At 61.2% G+C, this 20,493-nt stretch carries 18 protein-coding genes; 4 read left to right on the forward strand and 14 right to left on the reverse strand.

Features of this window, described 5'->3' with window-relative positions:
- Positions 1-77 precede the first annotated feature (77 nt).
- The 5 genes from CKW11_RS20855 to leuS form a co-directional block, all read right to left on the reverse strand.
- Positions 78-1,400: a lytic murein transglycosylase gene (locus tag CKW11_RS20855; protein WP_095139197.1), complete on the reverse strand. Its 1,323-nt coding sequence runs from the start codon at positions 1,398-1,400 to the stop codon at positions 78-80.
- A 61-nt stretch (positions 1,401-1,461) separates the two neighbouring features.
- A complete protein-coding gene (arfA, locus tag CKW11_RS20860) occupies positions 1,462-1,626 on the reverse strand; it encodes an alternative ribosome rescue factor ArfA (protein ID WP_007975872.1) in 165 nt (54 codons plus the stop codon).
- Positions 1,627-1,824: 198 nt separating this feature from the next.
- Positions 1,825-2,862, reverse strand: coding sequence for a DNA polymerase III subunit delta (gene holA, locus CKW11_RS20865; protein ID WP_003228535.1), 1,038 nt, complete (start codon positions 2,860-2,862; stop codon positions 1,825-1,827).
- A 39-nt stretch (positions 2,863-2,901) separates the two neighbouring features.
- Positions 2,902-3,507 carry an LPS assembly lipoprotein LptE gene (lptE, locus tag CKW11_RS20870; RefSeq protein ID WP_095139199.1) on the reverse strand — a complete coding sequence of 202 codons (606 nt, stop codon included), beginning with the start codon at positions 3,505-3,507 and terminating at the stop codon, positions 2,902-2,904.
- Positions 3,508-3,595: 88 nt separating this feature from the next.
- Positions 3,596-6,202, reverse strand: a complete 2,607-nt coding sequence (gene leuS, locus CKW11_RS20875) for a leucine--tRNA ligase (protein ID WP_095139201.1) — start codon at positions 6,200-6,202, stop codon at positions 3,596-3,598.
- Between the two features lie 256 nt (positions 6,203-6,458).
- Here leuS and CKW11_RS20880 point away from each other — a divergent pair, with 256 nt between their 5' ends.
- Positions 6,459-6,782 carry a hypothetical protein gene (locus CKW11_RS20880; protein ID WP_095139203.1) on the forward strand — a complete coding sequence of 108 codons (324 nt, stop codon included), beginning with the start codon at positions 6,459-6,461 and terminating at the stop codon, positions 6,780-6,782.
- A gap of 105 nt (positions 6,783-6,887) precedes the next feature.
- Positions 6,888-7,667, forward strand: a complete 780-nt coding sequence (locus CKW11_RS20885; protein ID WP_095139204.1) for a YdcF family protein — start codon at positions 6,888-6,890, stop codon at positions 7,665-7,667.
- 91 nt (positions 7,668-7,758) lie between these two features.
- Here the strand turns inward: CKW11_RS20885 and lnt are convergent, their stop codons facing one another.
- The 5 genes from lnt to miaB all read right to left on the reverse strand — a co-directional run bounded on the left by lnt (position 7,759) and on the right by miaB (position 13,503).
- Positions 7,759-9,282, reverse strand: a complete 1,524-nt coding sequence (lnt, locus tag CKW11_RS20890) for an apolipoprotein N-acyltransferase (protein WP_095139314.1) — start codon at positions 9,280-9,282, stop codon at positions 7,759-7,761.
- Positions 9,283-9,559: 277 nt separating this feature from the next.
- Positions 9,560-10,399 (reverse strand): HlyC/CorC family transporter, encoded by an 840-nt coding sequence (locus CKW11_RS20895; RefSeq protein WP_027612886.1) that lies wholly within the window; start codon positions 10,397-10,399, stop codon positions 9,560-9,562.
- 5 nt (positions 10,400-10,404) lie between these two features.
- The gene (gene ybeY / locus CKW11_RS20900; RefSeq protein WP_095139206.1) at positions 10,405-10,899 is read right to left on the reverse strand and encodes an rRNA maturation RNase YbeY; all 495 of its coding nucleotides are present in this window, start codon (positions 10,897-10,899) and stop codon (positions 10,405-10,407) included.
- On the reverse strand, positions 10,892-11,890 hold the full coding sequence (locus CKW11_RS20905) for a PhoH family protein (protein WP_095139208.1): 999 nt from the start codon (positions 11,888-11,890) through the stop codon (positions 10,892-10,894). The genes ybeY and CKW11_RS20905 overlap by 8 nt, the downstream gene beginning before the upstream one ends.
- A 284-nt stretch (positions 11,891-12,174) precedes the next feature.
- The gene (gene miaB / locus CKW11_RS20910; protein WP_064589373.1) at positions 12,175-13,503 is read right to left on the reverse strand and encodes a tRNA (N6-isopentenyl adenosine(37)-C2)-methylthiotransferase MiaB; all 1,329 of its coding nucleotides are present in this window, start codon (positions 13,501-13,503) and stop codon (positions 12,175-12,177) included.
- A 132-nt stretch (positions 13,504-13,635) separates the two neighbouring features.
- Here miaB and CKW11_RS20915 point away from each other — a divergent pair, with 132 nt between their 5' ends.
- On the forward strand, positions 13,636-13,965 hold the full coding sequence (locus CKW11_RS20915) for a DUF1820 family protein (RefSeq protein WP_003185742.1): 330 nt from the start codon (positions 13,636-13,638) through the stop codon (positions 13,963-13,965).
- 167 nt (positions 13,966-14,132) lie between these two features.
- Here CKW11_RS20915 and CKW11_RS20920 read toward each other — a convergent pair whose 3' ends face one another.
- From CKW11_RS20920 to CKW11_RS20935, 4 genes are all read right to left on the reverse strand, one after another.
- Positions 14,133-14,687, reverse strand: a complete 555-nt coding sequence (locus CKW11_RS20920; RefSeq protein WP_003228518.1) for a tetratricopeptide repeat protein — start codon at positions 14,685-14,687, stop codon at positions 14,133-14,135.
- Positions 14,688-14,912: 225 nt separating this feature from the next.
- Positions 14,913-16,196, reverse strand: a complete 1,284-nt coding sequence (gene hemL, locus CKW11_RS20925; protein ID WP_095139210.1) for a glutamate-1-semialdehyde 2,1-aminomutase — start codon at positions 16,194-16,196, stop codon at positions 14,913-14,915.
- Between the two features lie 15 nt (positions 16,197-16,211).
- Positions 16,212-16,835 (reverse strand): thiamine phosphate synthase, encoded by a 624-nt coding sequence (gene thiE, locus CKW11_RS20930; protein WP_095139211.1) that lies wholly within the window; start codon positions 16,833-16,835, stop codon positions 16,212-16,214.
- A gap of 18 nt (positions 16,836-16,853) precedes the next feature.
- A complete protein-coding gene (locus CKW11_RS20935; RefSeq protein ID WP_007960553.1) occupies positions 16,854-17,651 on the reverse strand; it encodes a hydroxymethylpyrimidine/phosphomethylpyrimidine kinase in 798 nt (265 codons plus the stop codon).
- A gap of 441 nt (positions 17,652-18,092) precedes the next feature.
- Between CKW11_RS20935 and CKW11_RS20940 the strand changes: the two genes are divergently transcribed.
- A complete protein-coding gene (locus CKW11_RS20940; protein WP_095139224.1) occupies positions 18,093-20,447 on the forward strand; it encodes a hybrid sensor histidine kinase/response regulator in 2,355 nt (784 codons plus the stop codon).
- Positions 20,448-20,493 lie beyond the last annotated feature (46 nt).

Here is a 20,493-nt window from a genome sequence, read left to right on the forward strand (position 1 = left end):
TTGATTCGTGTCGTACACAGAACCAATGTGGGAGCGGGCTTGCTCGCGAAGGTGGCATCAGCCATACGATTATCGTTCTATTGGTTACGCAGGCTCTCAAGCAACCTATGCGTCGGATACCCGTCCGCCGGCCAGCCAAACGACTGCTGGGCGCTGCGAATCGCTTTACGCGTATTGGCGCCGATAATCCCGTCCGCGGTGCCTGCATCGTAGTTACGCGCGCTCAACAGGGTCTGCAATTCAATACGCTCGGTACGGCTCAATGGCAGGTCATCTTTCGGCCAGGTGCCGTTGATCAGGCCTGCGCCGTTGAAACGCTCGGACAACAGGCTCACCGCCAGCGCATAGGACGACGAGTTGTTGTACTTGAGGATCGCCCGGAAGTTGTCGAGGATCAGGAACGCCGGGCCACGGTAACCGGCCGGCAGCAGCAGGGCCGCGGACAGCTGTTCCGAACCGGCCGGGGCCTGACCGCCATTGGGCAGGATCACACCCAGTTGCCGCCATTCGGCGACGGTCTTGCGAATCGCGCCATCGGCCAGCGTGTAGTTGAAGCTGCTCGGCAATTGCACTTCGAAGCCCCATGGCTGACCACGCTGCCAGCCGGAGCTTTGCAGGTAATGCGCGGTGGAGGCCAGGGCGTCGGCCGGGCTGCCCCAGATGTCGCGGCGCCCGTCACCGTCGAAATCCACGGCGTGGGTGTTGTAGGTGGTCGGAATGAACTGGGTCTGGCCCATCGCCCCGGCCCACGAGCCGAGCATCTTCTCAGGGGTGATATCGCCCTGTTGCAGAATCTGCAGGGCTGCGATCAGTTGCGCATGAGCAAAGCCCGGGCGGCGGCCTTCATAGGCCAGGGTCGCCAACGAGTTGATCACCGATTTGCTGCCCTGGAACTGGCCGAAATTGCTTTCCATGCCCCACACCGACACCAGTGCCTGGCGATCCACGCCATAACGCTGCTCGATGCTTTGCAGGATGTCGGCGTACTGGCTGATCAGCGCCTGACCCTTGCGCACCCGCAGCGGCGACAGGGCGCCGTCGAGGTATTCCCAGACCGGACGGGAGAACTCTGGTTGACTGCGGTCGGCTTTGATCACACTGGCATCGAAGCTGACATTGGCAAAGGCGCGATCAAACAGATCGGCGCGGATCCCGGCGGCGAGGGCGTCCTTGCGGAAACCCGCCTGCCATTCGGCAAACGTCTGGGTTGGCTGAAGATCAAGCGGGTCAGCGGACGGCACTACCGGCGGGATGATCGCTGGGGCTGTGGCGACTGGGGCGGCTTGCAGGGGTTGCGCATCGGCGGCGGTAGGTTTTTCCGCGCAGGCGACAAGCAGAATGAAGCTGGAGGCAGCGATCAGTTGGCGAACGGGCCAACGACGGGAAAGACTGAAGGGCATGCACGGTTCCAGAGGATACGAATCAGGTGCAGACCTTAACATGACCGGGGGGTGGTGTGCTTCAGGCAGCCAGAAAGTAAGAAGCCTCCCAGTTGTCAGACTGGAAGGCTTCGCGGCGGTAGCTGCCTTTACCCTTGGCTGGTCGTTCCTGGCGGCTGCGGAACAGGGGTTGGGCGATGATGGATTTGGCCTTGTTCGGGCCATGTTTCGATGGCTTTTTGCTCATGAGGGTTCTCTCGGTAGGTGGGTGCTGCGGGGCGAATAATCTGCCGAAGCCGCGCGTCTGTCCAGCCTCTATTGCGTAGGAATATTCTGACGCCTTCGCGAGCAAGCCCGCTCCCACAGTCGATCGCATTCACCTGATAGAACTCGGTCGACTGTGGGAGCGGGCTTGCTCGCGAAGGGGGGGATGCGGTTGAACGTCTTACTCGGCGGGCAGTGAAAGGCGTTGGCCCGACATCAACAGCGCCAACCGGCTCAGGCTCATCCAGGGTGAGCCGGCGGCCTGACCCTTGATCTGCGCATCGATGCGTTGCGCTTCGAGCAACAACTGCGCCCAGCGTTGCGCCGAGTAGCGTTGCAGGGCTTTGCTCATCAGGGGTTTGCGCTTGTCCCAGACTGGCGGTTTCGCCTGGCTGAAGCACTTGTCCAGCGGCGTGCCCTGGCTGTACTGCAGCGAGATATTGGCCAGCAGGCGCAACTCCCGCGCCAGTGCCCAGAGAATCACCGGTGGCTCGACGCCTTCACCGCGCAGCCCTTCAAGCATGCGCAAGGCGTGTGCCGGCTCGCCGTTGAGCACGGCGTCAGTCAGGCCAAACACGTCGAAGCGCGCACTGTCGGCCACTGCGGCCTGCACGGTTTCGACGGTGATCTGCCCACCTTCGGCCATCAGTTTGAGCTTTTCGATTTCCTGCGCGGCGGCGAGCAGGTTGCCCTCGACGCGTGCGGCAATCAGTTCGACCGCGTCCTGGCTGGCCGATAAACCGGCTTGCGACAGACGCTGGCGGATCCAGCTCGGTAGCTGATTGGCGTCCACCGGCCAGATCTGGATGAACTGGGTCTGCTGGCCTTCGACCAGCGCCTTGCCCCACTTGGTCTTCTGCGCACTGCCATCGAGCTTGGGCAAGCTGATCAGCAGCACCGTGTCTTCGGCGGGGCGCGAGCAGTATTCGATCAGCGCGGCAGCGCCCTTGTCACCGGGTTTGCCTGACGGCAAGCGCAGTTCCAGCAGGCGCTTTTCAGCGAACAGGGACATGCTGGCGCCGGCCTGCAACAAGGTACCCCAATCGAAATTGGCGTCGGCGGCGAACACCTGGCGTTCGTCGAAACCTTGCTGGCGGGCAGCGCTGCGGATGGCGTCGGCGGCTTCCTGGCACAACAGCGGGTCATCGCCGCTGATGATATAGACGGGCGCAAGCGCGCCTTGCAGGTGTTTGCCGAGTTGAGCGGGAGCGAGCTTCATAAGAGAGGGCGAACGGGGCGCCTGAGCGCCCCGTACGTCTTACTGCTGCGGCAGTTCGAGCGGCGACTGGCGCGGGGTTTCCGCTTCAGCCTTCTGTGCCGCCTTCAGCGCGTCGGCTTCAGCCCGGGCACGGTCGTTGGCCGCTTGCTGCAGCTGCTCCAGTTGGCCCGGAGTCAGCTGTTGCAGGCGCAGCATCATGCGCTGAACCAGTTCGCGACGGGTTTCAGTGCGGGCGTCGTTGGCTTCCTGGTCGGAGCCGACCAGGTTGTTGCCGTCGTGGATGAACACCTTCTGCACTTCAAGCTTGTCGCTCAACAGGTTCAGGTTGTGTTCGCCGACGATGTCGTAGTTCAGCACGGTACTGACTTGATATTCGCCAGTACGGCCCGCGCCAGCGTAGCTGAGGATGCGCTGGCTTTCCTGCTCGTCAGCCAGATACAGCTTGTACGGCGCACCGCTGTAGACTTTGACGCCGCTGGCCTCCAGCACTTGACGCAGTTGGGTGACGGTCTCGCCATAAGCGTTGCGGGCGCTCAGATCGAGCTCCTTGATCGTCAGTTCGTTGGTGCCGGTGCCACGCAGCTGGAAACCGCAGGCGCTCAGCAGAACGGCGAGGCCCATCACCAGCAGATTGCGTTTGATCATTGTGTTGCTCCCCTTGAAACCATGTGGGCCGACCCTGCGGCCCGAAAGGTTTTACAGTGCGTCAGGCGAACCTGACGCCCAATCCAATTTAGCTGGCGACGATGTTGACCAGTTTCCCCGGTACAACGATCACTTTGCGAATGGTCAGACCGTCGACGAAACGCAGCACGTTTTCGTTGGCACGGGCCGCCGCTTCAACTTCTTCGCGGGTGGCGCTGGCCGGCATTTCGATCTGGCCACGCAGCTTGCCGTTCACTTGAATGACCAGTTGCAGGCTGTCCTGTACCAATGCGCTTTCATCGACCGCAGGCCAGCCGGCATCGATCACCGGGTCAGCGTGGCCCAGTTGATTCCACAGCTCATGGCTGATGTGCGGCGTGATCGGAGCCAGCAGCAAGGTCACGGCTTCCAGGCCTTCGTGAATCAGCGCGCGATCCTGTTCGGTGTCTTGCGCGGCTTTTTCCAGCACGTTCATCAGCGTCATCACCTGAGCGATGGCGGTGTTGAATTTGTGGTTCAGGCCGACGTCATGGCTAGCCTGTTTGATGGCCAGGTGGATGGCGCGGCGCACGGCTTTCTGCTCGTCGTTCAGGCCGGCGACGTCCAGCTTGCCCGGCAGGCCCTGGGTGACGTGGGCCTGCGCCAGACGCCAGACGCGCTTGAGGAAGCGGTGCGAGCCTTCAACGCCGGAGTCCGACCATTCGGCGCTCATGTCAGGCGGCGAAGCGAACATCATGAACAGGCGGCAGGTGTCGGCGCCGAACTGGTCGATCATCGACTGTGGGTCGACGCCGTTGTTCTTGGACTTGGCCATTTTCTCGGTGCCACCGATTTCCACCGGCAGGCCGTCGGATTTCAGTTTGGCGCTGATGACCTTGGCTTTGCTGTCACGCTCCAGTTCCACGTCCGCCGGGTTGAACCAGGTGTAGGCACCATTGGCTTCGCGACGATAGTAAGTCTCGGCGATTACCATGCCTTGGGTCAGCAGGTTCTTGAACGGCTCGTTGGAGCTGACCAGACCTTCGTCACGCATCAGCTTGTGGAAGAAGCGCGCGTACAGCAGGTGAAGAATGGCGTGTTCGATACCGCCGATGTACTGATCCACCGGCAACCAGTGGTCGGCCGCGGATTTTTCCACCAGGCCACCTTCGAAATGCGGCGAGGCGTAACGGGCGTAGTACCACGAGGACTCGACGAAGGTGTCCATGGTGTCGGTTTCACGCTTGGCAGGCTGGCCGCATTTCGGGCAGCTGCATTCGTAAAACTCAGGCATGCGTGCCAGCGGCGAACCGGCGCCGTCCGGCACCACGTCTTCCGGGAGAACTACCGGCAACTGGTCTTCCGGCACCGGCACGTCACCGCAGGTGGCGCAGTGGATGATCGGGATCGGGCAGCCCCAGTAGCGCTGACGGCTGATGCCCCAGTCGCGCAGGCGGAACTGGGTGCGCGAGGCGCCGAGGTTTTTCTTGATCAGGGCGACTTCCATGGCGTCGAACGCGCCGGTGAAGTCCAGGCCGTCGAACTCGCCGGAGTTGATCAGCGTGCCGTGCTCGCCGTAGGCGTCTTGCCACGGAGCCGGGTTGGTGTCACCGGAGCTGGTGCGCACCACCGATTTGACCGGCAGGTTGTACTTGTGGGCGAATTCGAAGTCGCGCTCGTCGTGCGCCGGTACCGCCATCACGGCGCCGTCGCCGTAGTGCATCAACACGTAGTTGGCGACCCATACCGGGAGTTTCTCACCGGTCAGCGGGTGCTCGACGAACAGGCCGGTCGGCAGGCCTTTTTTCTCTTGAGTGGCGACGTCGGCTTCAGCCACGCTGCCGCCCTTGCATTCAGCGATGAACGCTTGCAGCTCAGGGTTGTTCTGCGCGGCCTGGGTGGCCAGCGGGTGCTCGGCAGCCACGGCGACGTAGGTCGCGCCCATCAGGGTGTCCGGACGGGTGGTGAAGACCTTGAGGGTGCCGGCTTCGCCGATCGAGTCGACGTTGTACGGGAACTGCACTTCCATGCCGCGGGATTTGCCGATCCAGTTGCGCTGCATGGTCTTGACCTGTTCCGGCCAGCCAGTCAGTTCGTCAAGGCTCTCCAGCAGCTCATCCGCGTAAGCGGTGATCTTGAAGTAGTACATCGGGATTTCGCGCTTTTCGATCAGCGCGCCGGAACGCCAGCCGCGACCGTCGATCACCTGTTCGTTGGCCAGAACAGTCTGGTCGACCGGGTCCCAGTTCACGGTACCGTTCTTGCGGTAGATCACGCCTTTTTCGAACAGGCGAGTGAACAGCCATTGTTCCCAGCGGTAGTAATCCGGTTTGCAGGTAGTCACTTCGCGGGACCAGTCCACCGCCAGGCCCAGGCTGCGCAGCTGGGACTTCATGTAGGCGATGTTTTCGTAGGTCCACTTGGCGGGTGCCACGTTGTTCTTCATCGCGGCGTTTTCTGCCGGCATGCCGAAGGCGTCCCAACCCATTGGTTGCAGAACGTTCTTGCCTTGCATGCGCTGGTAGCGGGAGATCACGTCGCCGATGGTGTAGTTGCGCACGTGCCCCATGTGTAGCTTGCCGCTGGGGTAAGGGAACATCGACAGGCAGTAGTAGGTTTCCTTGCCTGGCTGTTCACTGACTTCAAAGGACTTTTGCTCGTCCCAGAACGACTGGGCGGCGGCTTCGATTTCACGGGGCTGATATTGTTCGTGCATGGCTACTTTTGTACTGGATAGGGGTGGCCTAATCCTCTTCAACGCGCCCTCCGGGGGATGCTCCGGACAGGCTGGAAGTGGAATGACAGGAAGCGCCGTAGCATACATGACCGCGCTTGGCCTAGGGAAACCCTGATTACAGCTGTCTGGCCCCGGAAAACCTTGGCGAGGGCCGTTGGTCGCGGCGTTCAGCCGGTTTGTGCAGCGAAGCTAAGCTCTTATTGGGGAGTGAGTCTTATCTTCAATGAGGTGAGGGATGGTGGAGCAACGGCAAAAAAACGTGACGAAACCCGAGTTGTACGAGCGGTTGATGGATCGTCTGGGCATGGCCCTCGACGCTGCCAAAACCGCTGGCCGGCTGCGCGACGAGCGCCCCGTGGAACTGGAATTGCGTGGCTTGAGCCCCGCCGAGTTCAAACTGGTCAAGGCCTATCTGGATCGCAGTGAGCGTGAATCGCATGGCAGCTTGTCACAGGCAGTGAAGCAGCTCGATGCACCACAATCGGCCAAGGTCATCTGGCTCAAGGACAAGGCGCCCGGCAGAGACACCGTCAAGGTTCGTTCTGTGCAGGCCAAGTAAACGCATGGCAGGTCAAATAACGGATCTTTTCCAACAGGATCCTACCTATCGGTTGTAACGCGTCATTAACACTCTTAGGCTTCGGGCATCTCTGGAGATGCCCCGATGCCTTTTCGTTATTTCATCAAACAACTGCTCTTGCCGCCCGGCATTCTTTTGCTGCTATTGCTGGTCGCCTGGTGGCTGCGTCGCTCCCGGCCACGGCTGGCCGGCCTGTGTTTTGCCCTTGGCTTGGGTGGTTTCTGGCTGATGAGCCTGCCGGTGGTGGTGCAGTGGGGCGCCAAGGCGCTGGAGCGTGAGCCGCCGCTGCCCCGTGACGCGTGGTCGATGTTGGCGCAGCGCGCCGATGCCATCGTGGTGCTGGGTTCCGGGCGCGAGCGCGGCGATCTGGCCTGGGGTGAGGATCAGCCAACTGGCGTGGGGCTGGAGCGTCAGCGCTATGCGGCGCAACTGACCAAGGCCTCCGGGCTACCGATTCTGACCAGTGGTGGCCTGCATTACGGCACGCCGCCGACCGAGGCGAAGCTGATGGCCGATTCGCTGCGCGATGATTTCGGCGTGACCACGCGCTGGCAGGAAGGCGAGAGCCGTACCACTTGGGAAAACGCCAAATTCAGCGCCGACCTCTTGTTGCCGCAAGGCATCAAGCGCGTCGTGGTGGTGACGCAGGCCTGGCACATGCCGCGCGCCGTGTGGTGTTTCCAGCAGGCAGGATTCGAAGTGGTGCCGGCGCCCGTCGGGTTTCTCGGGACCGATAATGCGCGCCCGTTTGGTGGCTGGCTGCCGGAGTTCAAGTCGATCTGGCAGAGCGGACAGTTGCTGAATGAGGCGGTGGGGCAGGTGGGGTATTCGTTGTTTTACCGAGGGGATGCCCACCCTGATTGATTGGGTGCTGCTGATGTCCATTCGCGAGCAAGCCCGCTCCCACATTTGAATTGCATTCCAAATGTGGGAGCGGGCTTGCTCGCGAAGCTTTTTAAAGGGTTTTCGACATCCGGCTCGCCATCAGTGCCCAGCCAAACAGCAGCACACAGACGATGATCAGCGGCCACGAACGCCATTGCAGATACGGCGTCAGGTTGTGCATCGGCACCACTTCGCCATAGAGAATGCCCTGTTCGAACTGCGGAATCTGCTCAGTGATCTGCCCGAACGGGTTGATCAGCCCAGTCACGCCGTTGTTCGTAGCACGGATCATCCAGCGGCCGGCCTCAAGCGCGCGCATCTGCGCCATTTGCAGGTGTTGCAGCGGGCCGATCGAGGTGCCGAACCAGGTGTCGTTGCTGATCGTCAGCAGCAGATCGCTGCTGGCTGACAGGCCAGCGGCGAATTCCGGGTACACCACTTCATAGCAGATGAACGGCGCAATCTGATAACCCTTGGCTTGCAGCAGCGCCTGATCGGCCGGGCCACGGGCAAAGTCGGACATCGGCAAGTCAAAGAACGCAATCAACCCGCGCAACAGATCCTGCAACGGCACGTACTCACCGAACGGCACCAGTTTCTGCTTGAGGTAGGTGCCATCGCCTTCGCCGACCACGGTAATGCCGTTGAAGAAGCGTTTTTCGTGACGAACCGTCTCGCGGATCGGCACCCCGGTGATCAGCGCCGATTTACGCTCGGCGGCGAAGTTGCCCATCATGTTCAAGTAGCCCTCGGCGGACTCCTTGAGCACCGGTACCGCGGTTTCCGGCCAGATCAGCAGGTCCACCGGTTTTGAGCGGAAACTCAGGTCGCGATACAGCGCCAGTTGCGCGTTAAGCTGCGCCGGATCCCATTTCATGCTTTGTTCGACGTTGCCCTGAATCGCAGCGACGCTCAGTGCCGGGCCGGACGGACTGGTCCAGGCATGGCCCTTGAGCGCAACACCCGCCACCCAAGGCCCGACCAACAACACCAAGCCAGCCGCGATGAAGCCTTTACGACCGGTTTGCAGCAGGCGCGGTGCGTTGTAGATCAGCGCCGCAGTCAGCGCCAGAACGAACGACACCAGCCACATGCCGCCCACCGGCGCGAGCCCGGCCAATGGGCCGTCGAGCTGGCTGTAGCCGGAGTAGAGCCACGGAAAACCGGTGAGGAACCAGCCACGAAACGCTTCCTGGCCGACCCACAGTGCGGCAAACGCCAGCGCATCGGCCAGCGGTGCTTCATTTCGGCGCAACCAGCGTGCCCAGACCCAGGCGGGCAGGGCGAAGAAAAACGCGATCGCTGCGGTGAACAGCAGCATCAGGAACCCGGCCAGCAGCACCGACGCGCCACCGAAATGGTGGATGCTGTAGTAGATCCAGCTGGTACCGGCGCCGAACAGGCCAAAACCGAAGCACCAGCCACGGCCCAGTGCCTGACGCGGTTTCAGCTCGCGCAGGCCGGCATAGAACAGGCCGACCGCGAGCAAAGCCAGCGGCCAGATGTTGAACGGGGCGAGGGCGAAGGTGGTGATTGCACCGGCCGCCACGGCCAGCAGGTTACCGGGCCAGCCGGGGCGGGTTGTCCAGCGCAGGGGGTATGTCATCAGCTATTTCCTGTATCGCGCCGGGTCTGCTGTTACGCAGGGCAAGGCGCGAGGAGTGAAGTTTGGTTTTTCAAATGAACGACGAGCAACGCAGCCCTGCGTAACAGCAGGCCCGGCCCTCCGGGTTACGCCTGAAAGCGGGCCATGCTGCGTTGCAGTCCTTGGAAAGGGAATGCCATTCCCTGCGGACTGCGCCTTGCCTGGCCCGCTTTCAGGCGCAACGCGATGCAGGAAATAGCTGATGACATACCCCAATCCTTAATGATTACCGGGCGATGGGTGTCAGTCGCAGCAAATGAATCCGACGGCTGTCGGCATTCAGGATGCGGAAACGATAGGCGCCGATTTCAGTGATTTCGTTACGTTTTGGCAAGTGCCCGAACGCGCTCATCACCAGACCGCCAACGGTGTCGAATTCGTCGTCGGAGAACTCGCTGTCGAAAAACTCGTTGAAGTTCTCGATCGGCGTCAGGGCCTTGATCAGGAAGTCACCGCTGGGCAGCGGCTTGATGTAGCTGTCTTCTTCGACGTCGTGCTCGTCTTCGATGTCGCCGACGATCTGTTCGAGCACGTCTTCAATCGTCACCAGACCCGCCACGCCGCCGTACTCGTCAATGACGATGGCCATGTGGTTGTGGTTGGCGCGGAATTCACGCAGCAACACGTTCAGACGCTTGGACTCCGGCACGAAGGTGGCCGGGCGCAGCAGGTCCTTGATGTTGAAGCTGTCGCCGTTCTCCTTGAGGATCAGCGGCAGCAGATCCTTGGCCAGCAGCACGCCCATCACGTCGTCATGGCTTTCACCGATGACCGGATAGCGCGAGTGGGCCGAGTCGACCACGGCCGGGAGGAATTCACGGGGTGTCTGGTTCGCCTTGATGCTGATCATCTGCGAACGCGGCACCATGATGTCGCGTACTTGCAGGTCAGCCACCTGAATGGCGCCTTCGACGATGGCCAGCGCTTCGCTGTCCAGCAGTTTGTTCTGATGTGCATCACGCAGCAGCTCAAGCAGCTCCTGACGGTTCTTCGGCTCGTGGGCAAAAGCCTGGGTCAGTTTACCCAGCCATGACTTCTGCCCGTTGCTCGATCGATCTTCGCTCATAGCGATTACTCTGAATCCTTTGTTGTAACGATAGGGGAGGTTTCGGGTTCGTCGTCCGCGTACGGATCGGGGTAGCCCAGTTCGGCAAGCAACTCGCGTTCCAGTGCTTCCATTTCTTCGGCTTCGTCGTCATCTATATGGTCGTAACCGAGCAGATGCAAGCAGCCGTGAATGACTAGATGTGCCCAATGGGCCTGGAGTTCCTTGCCTTGTTCGGCAGCTTCGCGCTCGACCACCGCTACGCAGATCACCAGATCGCCGAGCAGCGGGATGTCGAGAAACTCGTCCGGGACTTCGGCCGGGAACGACAGGACGTTGGTCGCGTAATCCTTGTGGCGCCAGGTGTGATTCAGCTCACGACCTTCTTCCTCGTCAACCAGACGGATGGTCATTTCCGAGTCGGCGCTGCGCTGGCGCAGGGCCAGTTCGCACCATTTGCGGAAGTCGGCTTCACTCGGGGCATTCGCTTCGGTAGCGATTTGCAGATCCAGCTCAAGCATCGCGCGAGGTTTCCTTGGCGGCTTCGGCACGGGTCTCGAAGCGCTCGTAGGCCTCGACGATCCGCTGCACCAACGGGTGACGCACGACGTCTTTGGGCTGGAAGTGCGTGAAGCTGATGCCCGGAACGTCCTTGAGCACTTCGATCACATGATGCAGCCCGGACTTGGTGCCGCGCGGCAGGTCGACCTGGGTGATGTCGCCAGTGATGACGGCGGTGGAGCCGAAGCCGATCCGGGTCAGGAACATCTTCATCTGCTCGACGGTGGTGTTCTGGCTTTCGTCGAGAATGATGAAGCTGTTGTTCAGCGTACGACCGCGCATGTAAGCCAGCGGCGCGACTTCGATCACCTGGCGCTCGATCAGCTTGGCCACGTATTCGAAGCCGAGCATTTCGTAGAGAGCGTCGTACAGCGGGCGCAGGTACGGGTCGATCTTCTGGGCGAGGTCGCCGGGCAGGAAGCCGAGCTTTTCACCCGCTTCAACCGCCGGACGCACCAGCAGGATGCGGCGGATCTGCTCGCGCTCCAGGGCATCGACGGCGCAAGCCACGGCCAGATAGGTCTTGCCGGTACCGGCCGGACCAATGCCGAAGTTGATGTCGTTGCCGAGGATTTCCTTCACGTAGCGCAGTTGATTCAGGCCGCGTGGGCGAATCATGCCTTTCTTGGTGCGCAGGGCGACGGAGGCTTCGGCGGGGGCGTGGTTGTCCAATTCGACGACGGCCGATTCTTGGAGGAACAGGTGCACCATGTCCGGCGACAGCTCGGTACCCTTGGTTTCGCGGTACAGGCGGCGCAGCAGGTTTTCCGCAGACGTGGTGTGCTTGGGGTCGCCGATCAGCTCGAACTGGTTTCCGCGGTTGCGGATCTCGATGGCCAGGCGCTGTTCGATCAAGCGCAGATGCTCGTCGAATTGCCCGCACAGATTGGCGAAGCGGCGAGCCTCAAAGGGCTCGAGGATAAAACGATGTGGTTCTATGGGTGCGTTCAAGGTCGTATTTAGCCGCCCTGGGGCAATTAAGATGAAATCAAGGATAACGCCAGTGGCGTGGGTGCGAAAGCTCTTAAATATCGATGCGAGTTTGGAGCGCCTTTCTGTGGCGGGTGGATTTATCTGTGGCGAGGGGATTCATCCCCGATGGGCCGCGGAGCGGCCCCAAAACCAGAGCTCTCGGTATGGCAGGTTCACCACAACTTCAGCTTTGGGTCGGCTGCGCCAACCATCGGGGATAAATCCCCTCACCACAACAGCCCTACTACAGAAGACGCGCGGTGTTACTGGATCAGCGAGCCGCGCAGCGAGTGCGGTTGTGCCGCGTCGATGTGCACGTCGGCGAACTGGCCGATCAGGGTCGGATTATCGCAGCGGAAGTTGACGATACGATTATTCTCGGTACGCCCTTGCAGCTCGCCCGGGTCTTTCTTCGAGTAGTCGGTAACCAGAATGCGCTGGATCGAGCCGACCATTTGTCGGCTGATCTCGAACCCTTGCTGATTCAATCGATGTTGCAGGGCGTTCAAGCGTTCTTTCTTCAGCTCTTCCGGGGTGTCGTCGGCCAGATCGGCCGCCGGGGTGCCCGGGCGCTGGCTGTAGACGAACGAGTAGGAGAAGTCGAAACCGACGTCGGCAATCAGCTTCATGGTCTGTTCGAAGTCTTTCTCGGTTTCGCCGGGGAAGCCGACGATGAAGTCCGAACTGATGCAGATCCCCGGTACCGCAGCGCGCAGTTTGCGCAGCTTGGATTTGTACTCCAGCGCGGTGTGGTTGCGCTTCATCGCCGCCAGAATCCGGTCCGAACCCGACTGCACCGGCAAGTGCAGGTGTTTGACCAGTTCCGGCACTTCGGCGTGGGCCTGGATCAGGCTGTCGGAGAACTCCAGCGGGTGCGAAGTGGTATAGCGGATGCGGTCGATGCCATCGACGGCGGCGACCACGCGGATCAGTTCGGCCAGATCGGCCAGGCGACCGTCATGAGTCGTACCGCGATAACCGTTGACGTTCTGCCCGAGCAAGGTCACTTCACGCACGCCGTTTTCGGCGAGGTGGATGATCTCGGCGATTACGTCATCGAACGGCCGGCTGACTTCTTCACCACGGGTGTAAGGCACCACGCAGAACGTGCAGTACTTGCTGCAGCCTTCCATCACCGACACGTAGGCGCTCGGGCCGTCGATGCGCGGTTCGGGCAAGTGGTCGAATTTTTCGATTTCCGGGAACGAAACGTCGACCTGCGGCAGCTTGCTGCTGCGCGCGGCGTCGATCATTTCCGGCAGACGGTGCAGGGTCTGCGGGCCGAATACCACGTCGACATACGGGGCGCGATCACGGATCGCCGCGCCTTCCTGGCTGGCCACGCAACCGCCGACGGCGATCACCATGTCCGGGTTGGCCAGCTTCAGTTCGCGCCAGCGGCCCAACTGCGAGTACACCCGATCCTGTGCACGTTCGCGGATCGAGCAGGTGTTGAGCAGAATCACGTCGGCGTCTTCTGCACGGGCGGTGACTTCCAGGGCCTGATGTTCGCCCAGCAGATCGACCATGCGCGAGCTGTCGTACTCGTTCATCTGGCAACCGTGGGTTTCGATGTAAAGCTTCTTGGCCATGGATTTTGGTCGTCACGTGATTCAAAGAACCGCGCATTATAGGGAACAAGCCCTCAGGTTCCTACCGCTGTGCGTCCGGTGGCTATGCTATAGTTTGCGCCCTCATTTTTATCCCCGATGTTATCCCCCGCCATGACCAAACGCGAAGCTCCAATCTATAAGGTGATTTTCCTCAACCAGGGCCAGGTGTTCGAAATGTACGCCAAGCAGATCTATCAAAGTGATCTGTGGGGTTTTCTGGAAGTGGAAGAGTTCGTCTTTGGCGAGCGCACGCAAGTGGTGGTCGATCCGAGCGAAGAGAAGCTCAAGGCGCAGTTCGAAGGCGTGGTGCGCAGCTTCGTACCGATGCATTCGATCGTGCGCATCGACGAGGTGGAACGTCTGGGCACCCCGAAAATCAGCGAAGCCCGTGGCGCGGTCGGCAATGTGATGCCGTTTCCGATGCCGATGCCTGAGAAGTAACAGCAGATTCTGGATAGGAATGAGTTTGTGGCGAGGGAGCTTGCTCCCGCTCGACTGCCCCAGCAGTCGCAAGATCAGGCTCTATGGTGTATCAGGAAAAAAGTGCTTGCAGGGTTTAGGGTTGCTTCGCAACCCAGCGGGAGCAAGCTCCCTCGCCACAAAAGCTCTTATGGCAATGGCGAAAACGGCGTACGCCCATCGGCGCTCTGCAGTTCCATCAGGTATTTACGGAAAATTTGCCCGAGCACCTGGGTTGCGGTTTCGAGGTCTTCGCGGGACATTTTTTCGGAGACTTCGTCGGCGGTGTCCAGCGCATCTTCGGCGCCGTTGACCGCGGCCATCTTCAGCACGATGTACGCCTGAATGTTGTTGGCCTGCACGCCTTCACCGTGGAAGAACATGGTACCGAGCTTGAACTGCGCCTGAGCGTGGCCTTGCAACGAGGCTTTTTCGAAATAGCTCAGGGCTTGATTGAGATCGCGCGGCGCATTCTTGCCGTCGTAATAGAACTCACCCAACTCGTATTGCGCTTGCGCATCCCCTTCGTCCGCCGCTTTCTGGCAGGCGGCCAGTGCCTGCGTGACGTCTTGCGGCTGAGTGTTGAGGGTGCAACGACCCATCGCCGGGATCAACAACGAGTTGCCGCCTGCTTGTGCATGCGCGAGCAGGGGCTGAAGGAGCAACAGGCAGCCCAAGGCAAGGGTGCGGCCGGTGCGGTTCATGGGAATCGACTTACCTCTGAAGGGCACGCGGACCCATCGAGGGATCCAATAAGCGCGCATTATGAAATAAGCAGGGCCAACCTTACAAAGTCTTTACTCGTTTTTCTGCTGCGCGGGGAATTTATCGGCCACTTTCTGCTGGATTTTTAGCAGAGGCGTGGGAAAAACGGCGTGAGTGTAGGTGAAAGCTGACGCTGGCCATGGCCAACGTCAGCGGTACGGCGATTACTTCAGTGCAGCGAAGGCGCGCTCGGCAGCGTCCAGGGTGATTTTCAGCTCGGCTTCGCCGTGGGCGATCGAGGTGAAACCGGCTTCGAATGCGCTCGGCGCCAGGTACACGCCACCTTCGAGCATCAGGTGGAAGAAGCGACCGAACAGCGCAGCGTCGCTGGCCATCACGTCTTCAAAGGTGACGATGTCGTCGGCGCCGCTGAAGTACAGACCGAACATGCCACCCGCTTGCGTGGTCACGAACGGAATGCCCGCCGCATCGGCGCGTTGTTGCAGGCCGTCGAGCAGGCGCGTGGTGTAGTCGGTCAGCTCGGCGTGGAACCCTGGGCGGCTGATCAGGCGCAGCGTGGTCAGACCGGCGGCCATCGCCAGCGGGTTACCCGACAGGGTGCCGGCCTGGTACACCGGACCAAGCGGCGCGATGCGTTCCATGATTTCACGCTTGCCGCCGAAGCAGCCGACCGGCATGCCGCCGCCGATGATCTTGCCGAAGGTGGTCAGATCCGGGGTTACACCGTAGTACGCCTGAGCGCCACCGAGGGCGACACGGAAACCGGTCATCACTTCGTCGAAAATCAGCACCACGCCATGTTTGTCGCACAGCGAGCGCAGGCCTTCGAGGAAACCTGGTGCCGGCGGCACGCAGTTCATGTTGCCAGCGACTGGCTCGACGATGATGCAGGCGACGTCCTGACCAGCTTCGGCGAGCATCTTCTCCACGGCGTCGATGTCGTTGAACGGCAGAGTCAGGGTGTGTTTGGCGAACGCGGCCGGCACACCGGCGGAGCTTGGTACGCCCTGGGTCAGCGCCCCGGAGCCGGCCTTGACCAGCAGGCTGTCGGAGTGACCGTGGTAGCAGCCTTCGAACTTGATGATGCTGTCACGACCGGTGTAGCCACGGGCCAGACGAATCGCACTCATGGTCGCTTCGGTGCCGGAGCTGACCATGCGCACCATGTCCATCGATGGCACCAGCGAGCAGACCAGATCGGCCATCTCGGTTTCCATCGCGGTCGGCGCGCCGTAGGACAGGCCGTGTTGCAGTTGATTGCGCACTGCGTCGAGCACGTCCGGGTGGCTGTGGCCGAGAATCATCGGCCCCCACGAACCGACATAATCCACATAGCGCTTGTCGTCTTCGTCAGTGACGTAGGCGCCTTCGGCATGTTTGAAGAACAGCGGCGTGCCGCCCACGCTCTTGAACGCGCGAACCGGCGAGTTGACGCCACCGGGAATGTGTTTCTGGGCATTGGCAAACAGGGTTTCGGAACGAGACATGTTCGGGCTCTCAAATCAGATTTTCAGAAGTTCGTTGAAGGCGCGGGCGCGGCGGGTCACTTCGGCGGTGCTCTCGGCACCGAACAAACCGTGGACCACCGCCAGCAGGTCGACCCCGTGGGCCACCAGCGGCGCGGCGTTGTCGAGGGTGATGCCGCCAATCGCGCAAACCGGCAGATGCAGCTTGCGTTTGGCCTCGTCGAGCAGATCGAGGCTGCAGCTTGGCGCGCCGGGTTTGGTGCTGGAATTGAAGAAGCGACCGAAGGCGACATAACTCGCGCCTTCTTTGGCGGCCTGTTCAGCCAGTTCGAGTTGCGCGTGGCAGGTCGAACCGATGATGGCTTTGGAGCCGAGCAGGGCGCGGGTCGGCGACAGCGGGCCGTCGGTCTGCCCCAGGTGCACGCCGACGTTGAGGCGCGCAGCCAGTTCGGCGTCATCGTTGATGATCAGTTGCGTCTTGTAGCGCTCGCACAGATTGCGCAGGGCTTCGGCCTCGCGCAGACGGCGGGCCTCGTCGCTGCTTTTGTCGCGGTATTGCAGCAGGGTGACGCCGCCTTCCAGCGCCGCCTCCACGTACGACAGAAACTTGCCCGCCAGCAATTGGCTGTCGGTGATGGCGTACAGGCCACGTAGTTTCATCAGGCAGACCTCACGACGTTACGAGCAAAAATCCAGCGGCAGGCGACGCGGCACGAACTGGCCTTTGCCCAGTTGTTCGGCATCGCGCAGGGTGCGCCAGGTGTAATCCAGTGCCGTACGCACGGCGCTGGCGAGGTTTTCACCCTGGGCCAGCCGACCGGCGAGGGCGCTGGCCAATGTGCAGCCGGAACCGTGGTAACTGCCCGGCAAACGCTGGCAATAGAAGGTTTCACGCAGGCCGTCACGGCTGTACAGGCGATTGTGGATTTCAGTTTCGTCGCCATGGCCGCCGGTGATCAGCAGGTTTTTGACGAACGGCAGGAGTTTTTCCGCGCACTCATCCGCAGTGCCTTCGGGCAGTTCGGCGAGAATCCGCGCTTCGGGAAGGTTGGGGGTGGCAATGATCGACAGCGGCAGCAGACGCTCGCGCATCGCATAACCGACTTCATCCTTGCCCAGGCGTCCGCCGCCGCCGGCCCGCAGCACCGGGTCGCAGACCACCGGCAGATGCGGGTGCGCGGAAAGCAGTTCGACCACGGTGTCGACCATTTCCAGCGAACCGAGCATGCCCAGTTTGACCGCTGCGACTTCGGAGTCGTTGAGCACGGCATTGGCTTGCGCCAGCACCCACTCGCGGTCGAGGACGCGGAAGTCAGTGACGTTGACGGTGTCTTGCACGGTCAGGGCGGTGACGGCCGGAGCCGCATGGCAACCCTGCGCGAGCAGGGCTTCGATATCTGCCTGCAAGCCGGCGCCACCACTGGGGTCGTGGCCGGAGAGACAGAGGACAACGGGGCGGGAGCTGTAGATATTCATGGTGCGCGAGCTTACCACCAAAGCTGATTTTCGGGTTCAGTCCTGACGGTGTTTGCGAGCAGATTGTCGGACAACACTGCAGCTACCATTGTGGCGAGGGAGCTTGCTCCCGCTGGGTTGCGAAGCAACCCCCTGCATTTATTCAGGCACAGCGCATTTACAGATTTCACGACTGCTGTGCAGCCGAGCGGGAGCAAGCTCCCTCGCCACAAAAGCGGATCGCAATGATTGAGTTGACCAACTCAACAGCTCTAGTCCGCCGCTTTGCTCTGAAACGCCCGTTCTAGAGCCTTTGTAGGAAAAATTTCGATGGTGCTCAATGGCCATCAACGGCTATGCTAGTCTGGATCCAAACCAATAACAGGTAATACCGGTTTTACGTCTACTCAAAGGGAATGGGGGGCTTCCTGACACAACCGGACGAGCCACGCTGGGGCTTCAATGCGCTATTTGCTGATGTTGCTGTTCTGCTTGCCCCTCCTCGCAAGCGCCGTCGAGTTCGACGAAAATACCCAGAGCCTTCCCCTGGGCCGCTCCTTGCAAGTGTTCGAAGACCCGAGCGGTCAGGCGAACATCGCCGACGTCCGCGCTCAAGCGGCGGCGGGCAATTTCAAACCTCACGACAAAGCCACGCTCAATGCCGGTTACTCGCGCTCGGCATTCTGGCTGAAGATCGACCTGCATTACCGTCCGAACAACCCGGCCGCGCAGCGCACCTGGCTGCTGGAGCTGGCATATCCGCCGCTCGATCACCTCGACCTTTATATGGCCGATGTCAATGGCGACTACCGGCTGATCCGGCAGACCGGCGACGCCTTGCCGTTCGCCAGTCGCGAGATTCGCCAGAACAATTACCTGTTCGACCTGACCTTCGCCCCTGATCAGCAAAAAACCGTGTATCTGCGCCTGGCCAGTGAAGGCTCGATCCAGGCACCGGTGACGTTATGGTCGAGCACCGCCTACCTGGAAGATCAACCGGTGCGCCTGTATGTACTGGGGATCATTTATGGCGTGCTGCTGGGGATGCTGGTCTACAACCTGTTCATCTACCTGAGCGTGCGCGACACCAGCTACCTCTATTACATCTTCTACATCGCCTCGTTCGGCCTTTATCAACTGTCGGTGAACGGCGCGGCGGTCGAGTATTTCTGGCCGGACAATCCGTGGTGGGCCAACGCCGCCACGCCGTTTTTCATCGGTTGCGCCGGGCTGTTCGGCAGCCAGTTCGCCCGCAGTTTCCTGCAGACCAGAATCCACAGCCGCTGGCTCGACTATCTGCTGATCGCTCTGATCGCGTTCGGCGCGCTGGTGGTCGGGCTGTCGCTGATGACCAGTTACGCATTGTCGCTACGCCTGGCGACCCTGTTGGCGCTGGTGTTCACCGTGGTGATCTTCGCCGCCGGGATTCTCGCCTGGTGGCGTGGCCTGCGGGTGGCGCGTTATTTCATTATTGCCTGGTCGGCGTTCCTGCTCGGCGGCATCGTCAATACGCTGATGGTGCTGGGCCTGCTGCCGAACGTGTTCCTGACCATGTACGCCAGCCAGATCGGCTCGGCGATCGAAGTCGCGCTGCTGTCGCTGGCGCTGGCTGATCGCATCAACGCGATGCGCGAACAACAGGCGCAAACCCTGTTCGATGCCGGGCAGAAACTCGAAGTGCTCAACCAGCAACTGGCCCACAGCAACAAGCTCAAGGATGAATTCCTCGCAACCCTGACCCATGAGTTGCGCACGCCGATGAACGGGGTGATCGGATCGCTGGAGCTGATGCAGACCGTCGAGCTGGAGCCTGAACTGGAGCAATACCAGCAAACCGCTGCCGGCTCCGCGCGGGACATGATGCGCATGGTCAACGGCATCCTCACCCTCACCGAATTGCAGGCCGGCAAGCTCAAGGCGACGCCGGGCAGTTTCAGCCTGCGCGCGGTGGTCGAGGCCTTGCGCGTGCAGTTCGACGGTAACGCGGCGAGCAAGTCGCTGGACTTCAAGGTCGAGGTGCTGCCGACCCTGCCGGATCGCTTGCACGGCGACAGCGCAAAACTGGCGCAGTGCCTGGAGTGCCTGCTGGACAACGCGATCAAGTTCACTCGGGTTGGCGGTCTGGCGCTGCGGGTCACTGGCAAACCGGCGACGGACAACCGCCTGGCGCTGTCGTTTGCGGTCATCGATACCGGCATCGGTTTCACCGATCTGGGCGAGGCGACGATGTATCAGCGCTTCTTCCAGCTCGACGGCTCGATGACCCGCGAATACGGCGGCCTGGGCGTGGGGCTGGCGATCTGTCGGCAACTGGTGGAACTGCTCGGCGGCAAGCTGACTCATCGCTCCCAGCCTGGCAGCGGCAGCCGTTTTCAACTGGATGTCGAGTTCGAACTGCCGCCGCTCGAAGCGGTGCCAACTCCGGACACGCTGCACGAGCGCAGCCGTGCACCGCAGGACTGCACGGTGTTGCTGGTGGACGACAACAGCGTCAACCAACTGGTGATGCGCGGCATGCTGCTCAAACTGGGGTTTCGCGTACGTACTGCAGATAACGGCGCGGCGGCGCTGGACTGTCTGCAACGGGAAACCTTCGATGCGGTGCTGATTGATTGCCAGTTGCCCAATCATGAAGGTGCGTCGTTGTGCTGCCAGATTCATGCGTTGCCCGGCTGCGCCAATCTGCCGGTGTTCATGCTGGCGCTGGGCACGGATCGCGAGCACTGCGCGCCGGGTACACGCATCGATTACTTGAACAAACCGGTGAAATTCGAAGACCTGCAGACGGCGCTGGAGCGTCGGGTGCTCAGCGCGTAATAGGGTGAAAGCGCCGACAGTTCGGCGCATATGACACTTTGATCAG

Source organism: Pseudomonas sp. Irchel s3a10 (assembly GCF_900187525.1).
In the GTDB taxonomy this organism is placed as follows: domain Bacteria; phylum Pseudomonadota; class Gammaproteobacteria; order Pseudomonadales; family Pseudomonadaceae; genus Aquipseudomonas; species Aquipseudomonas koreensis_G.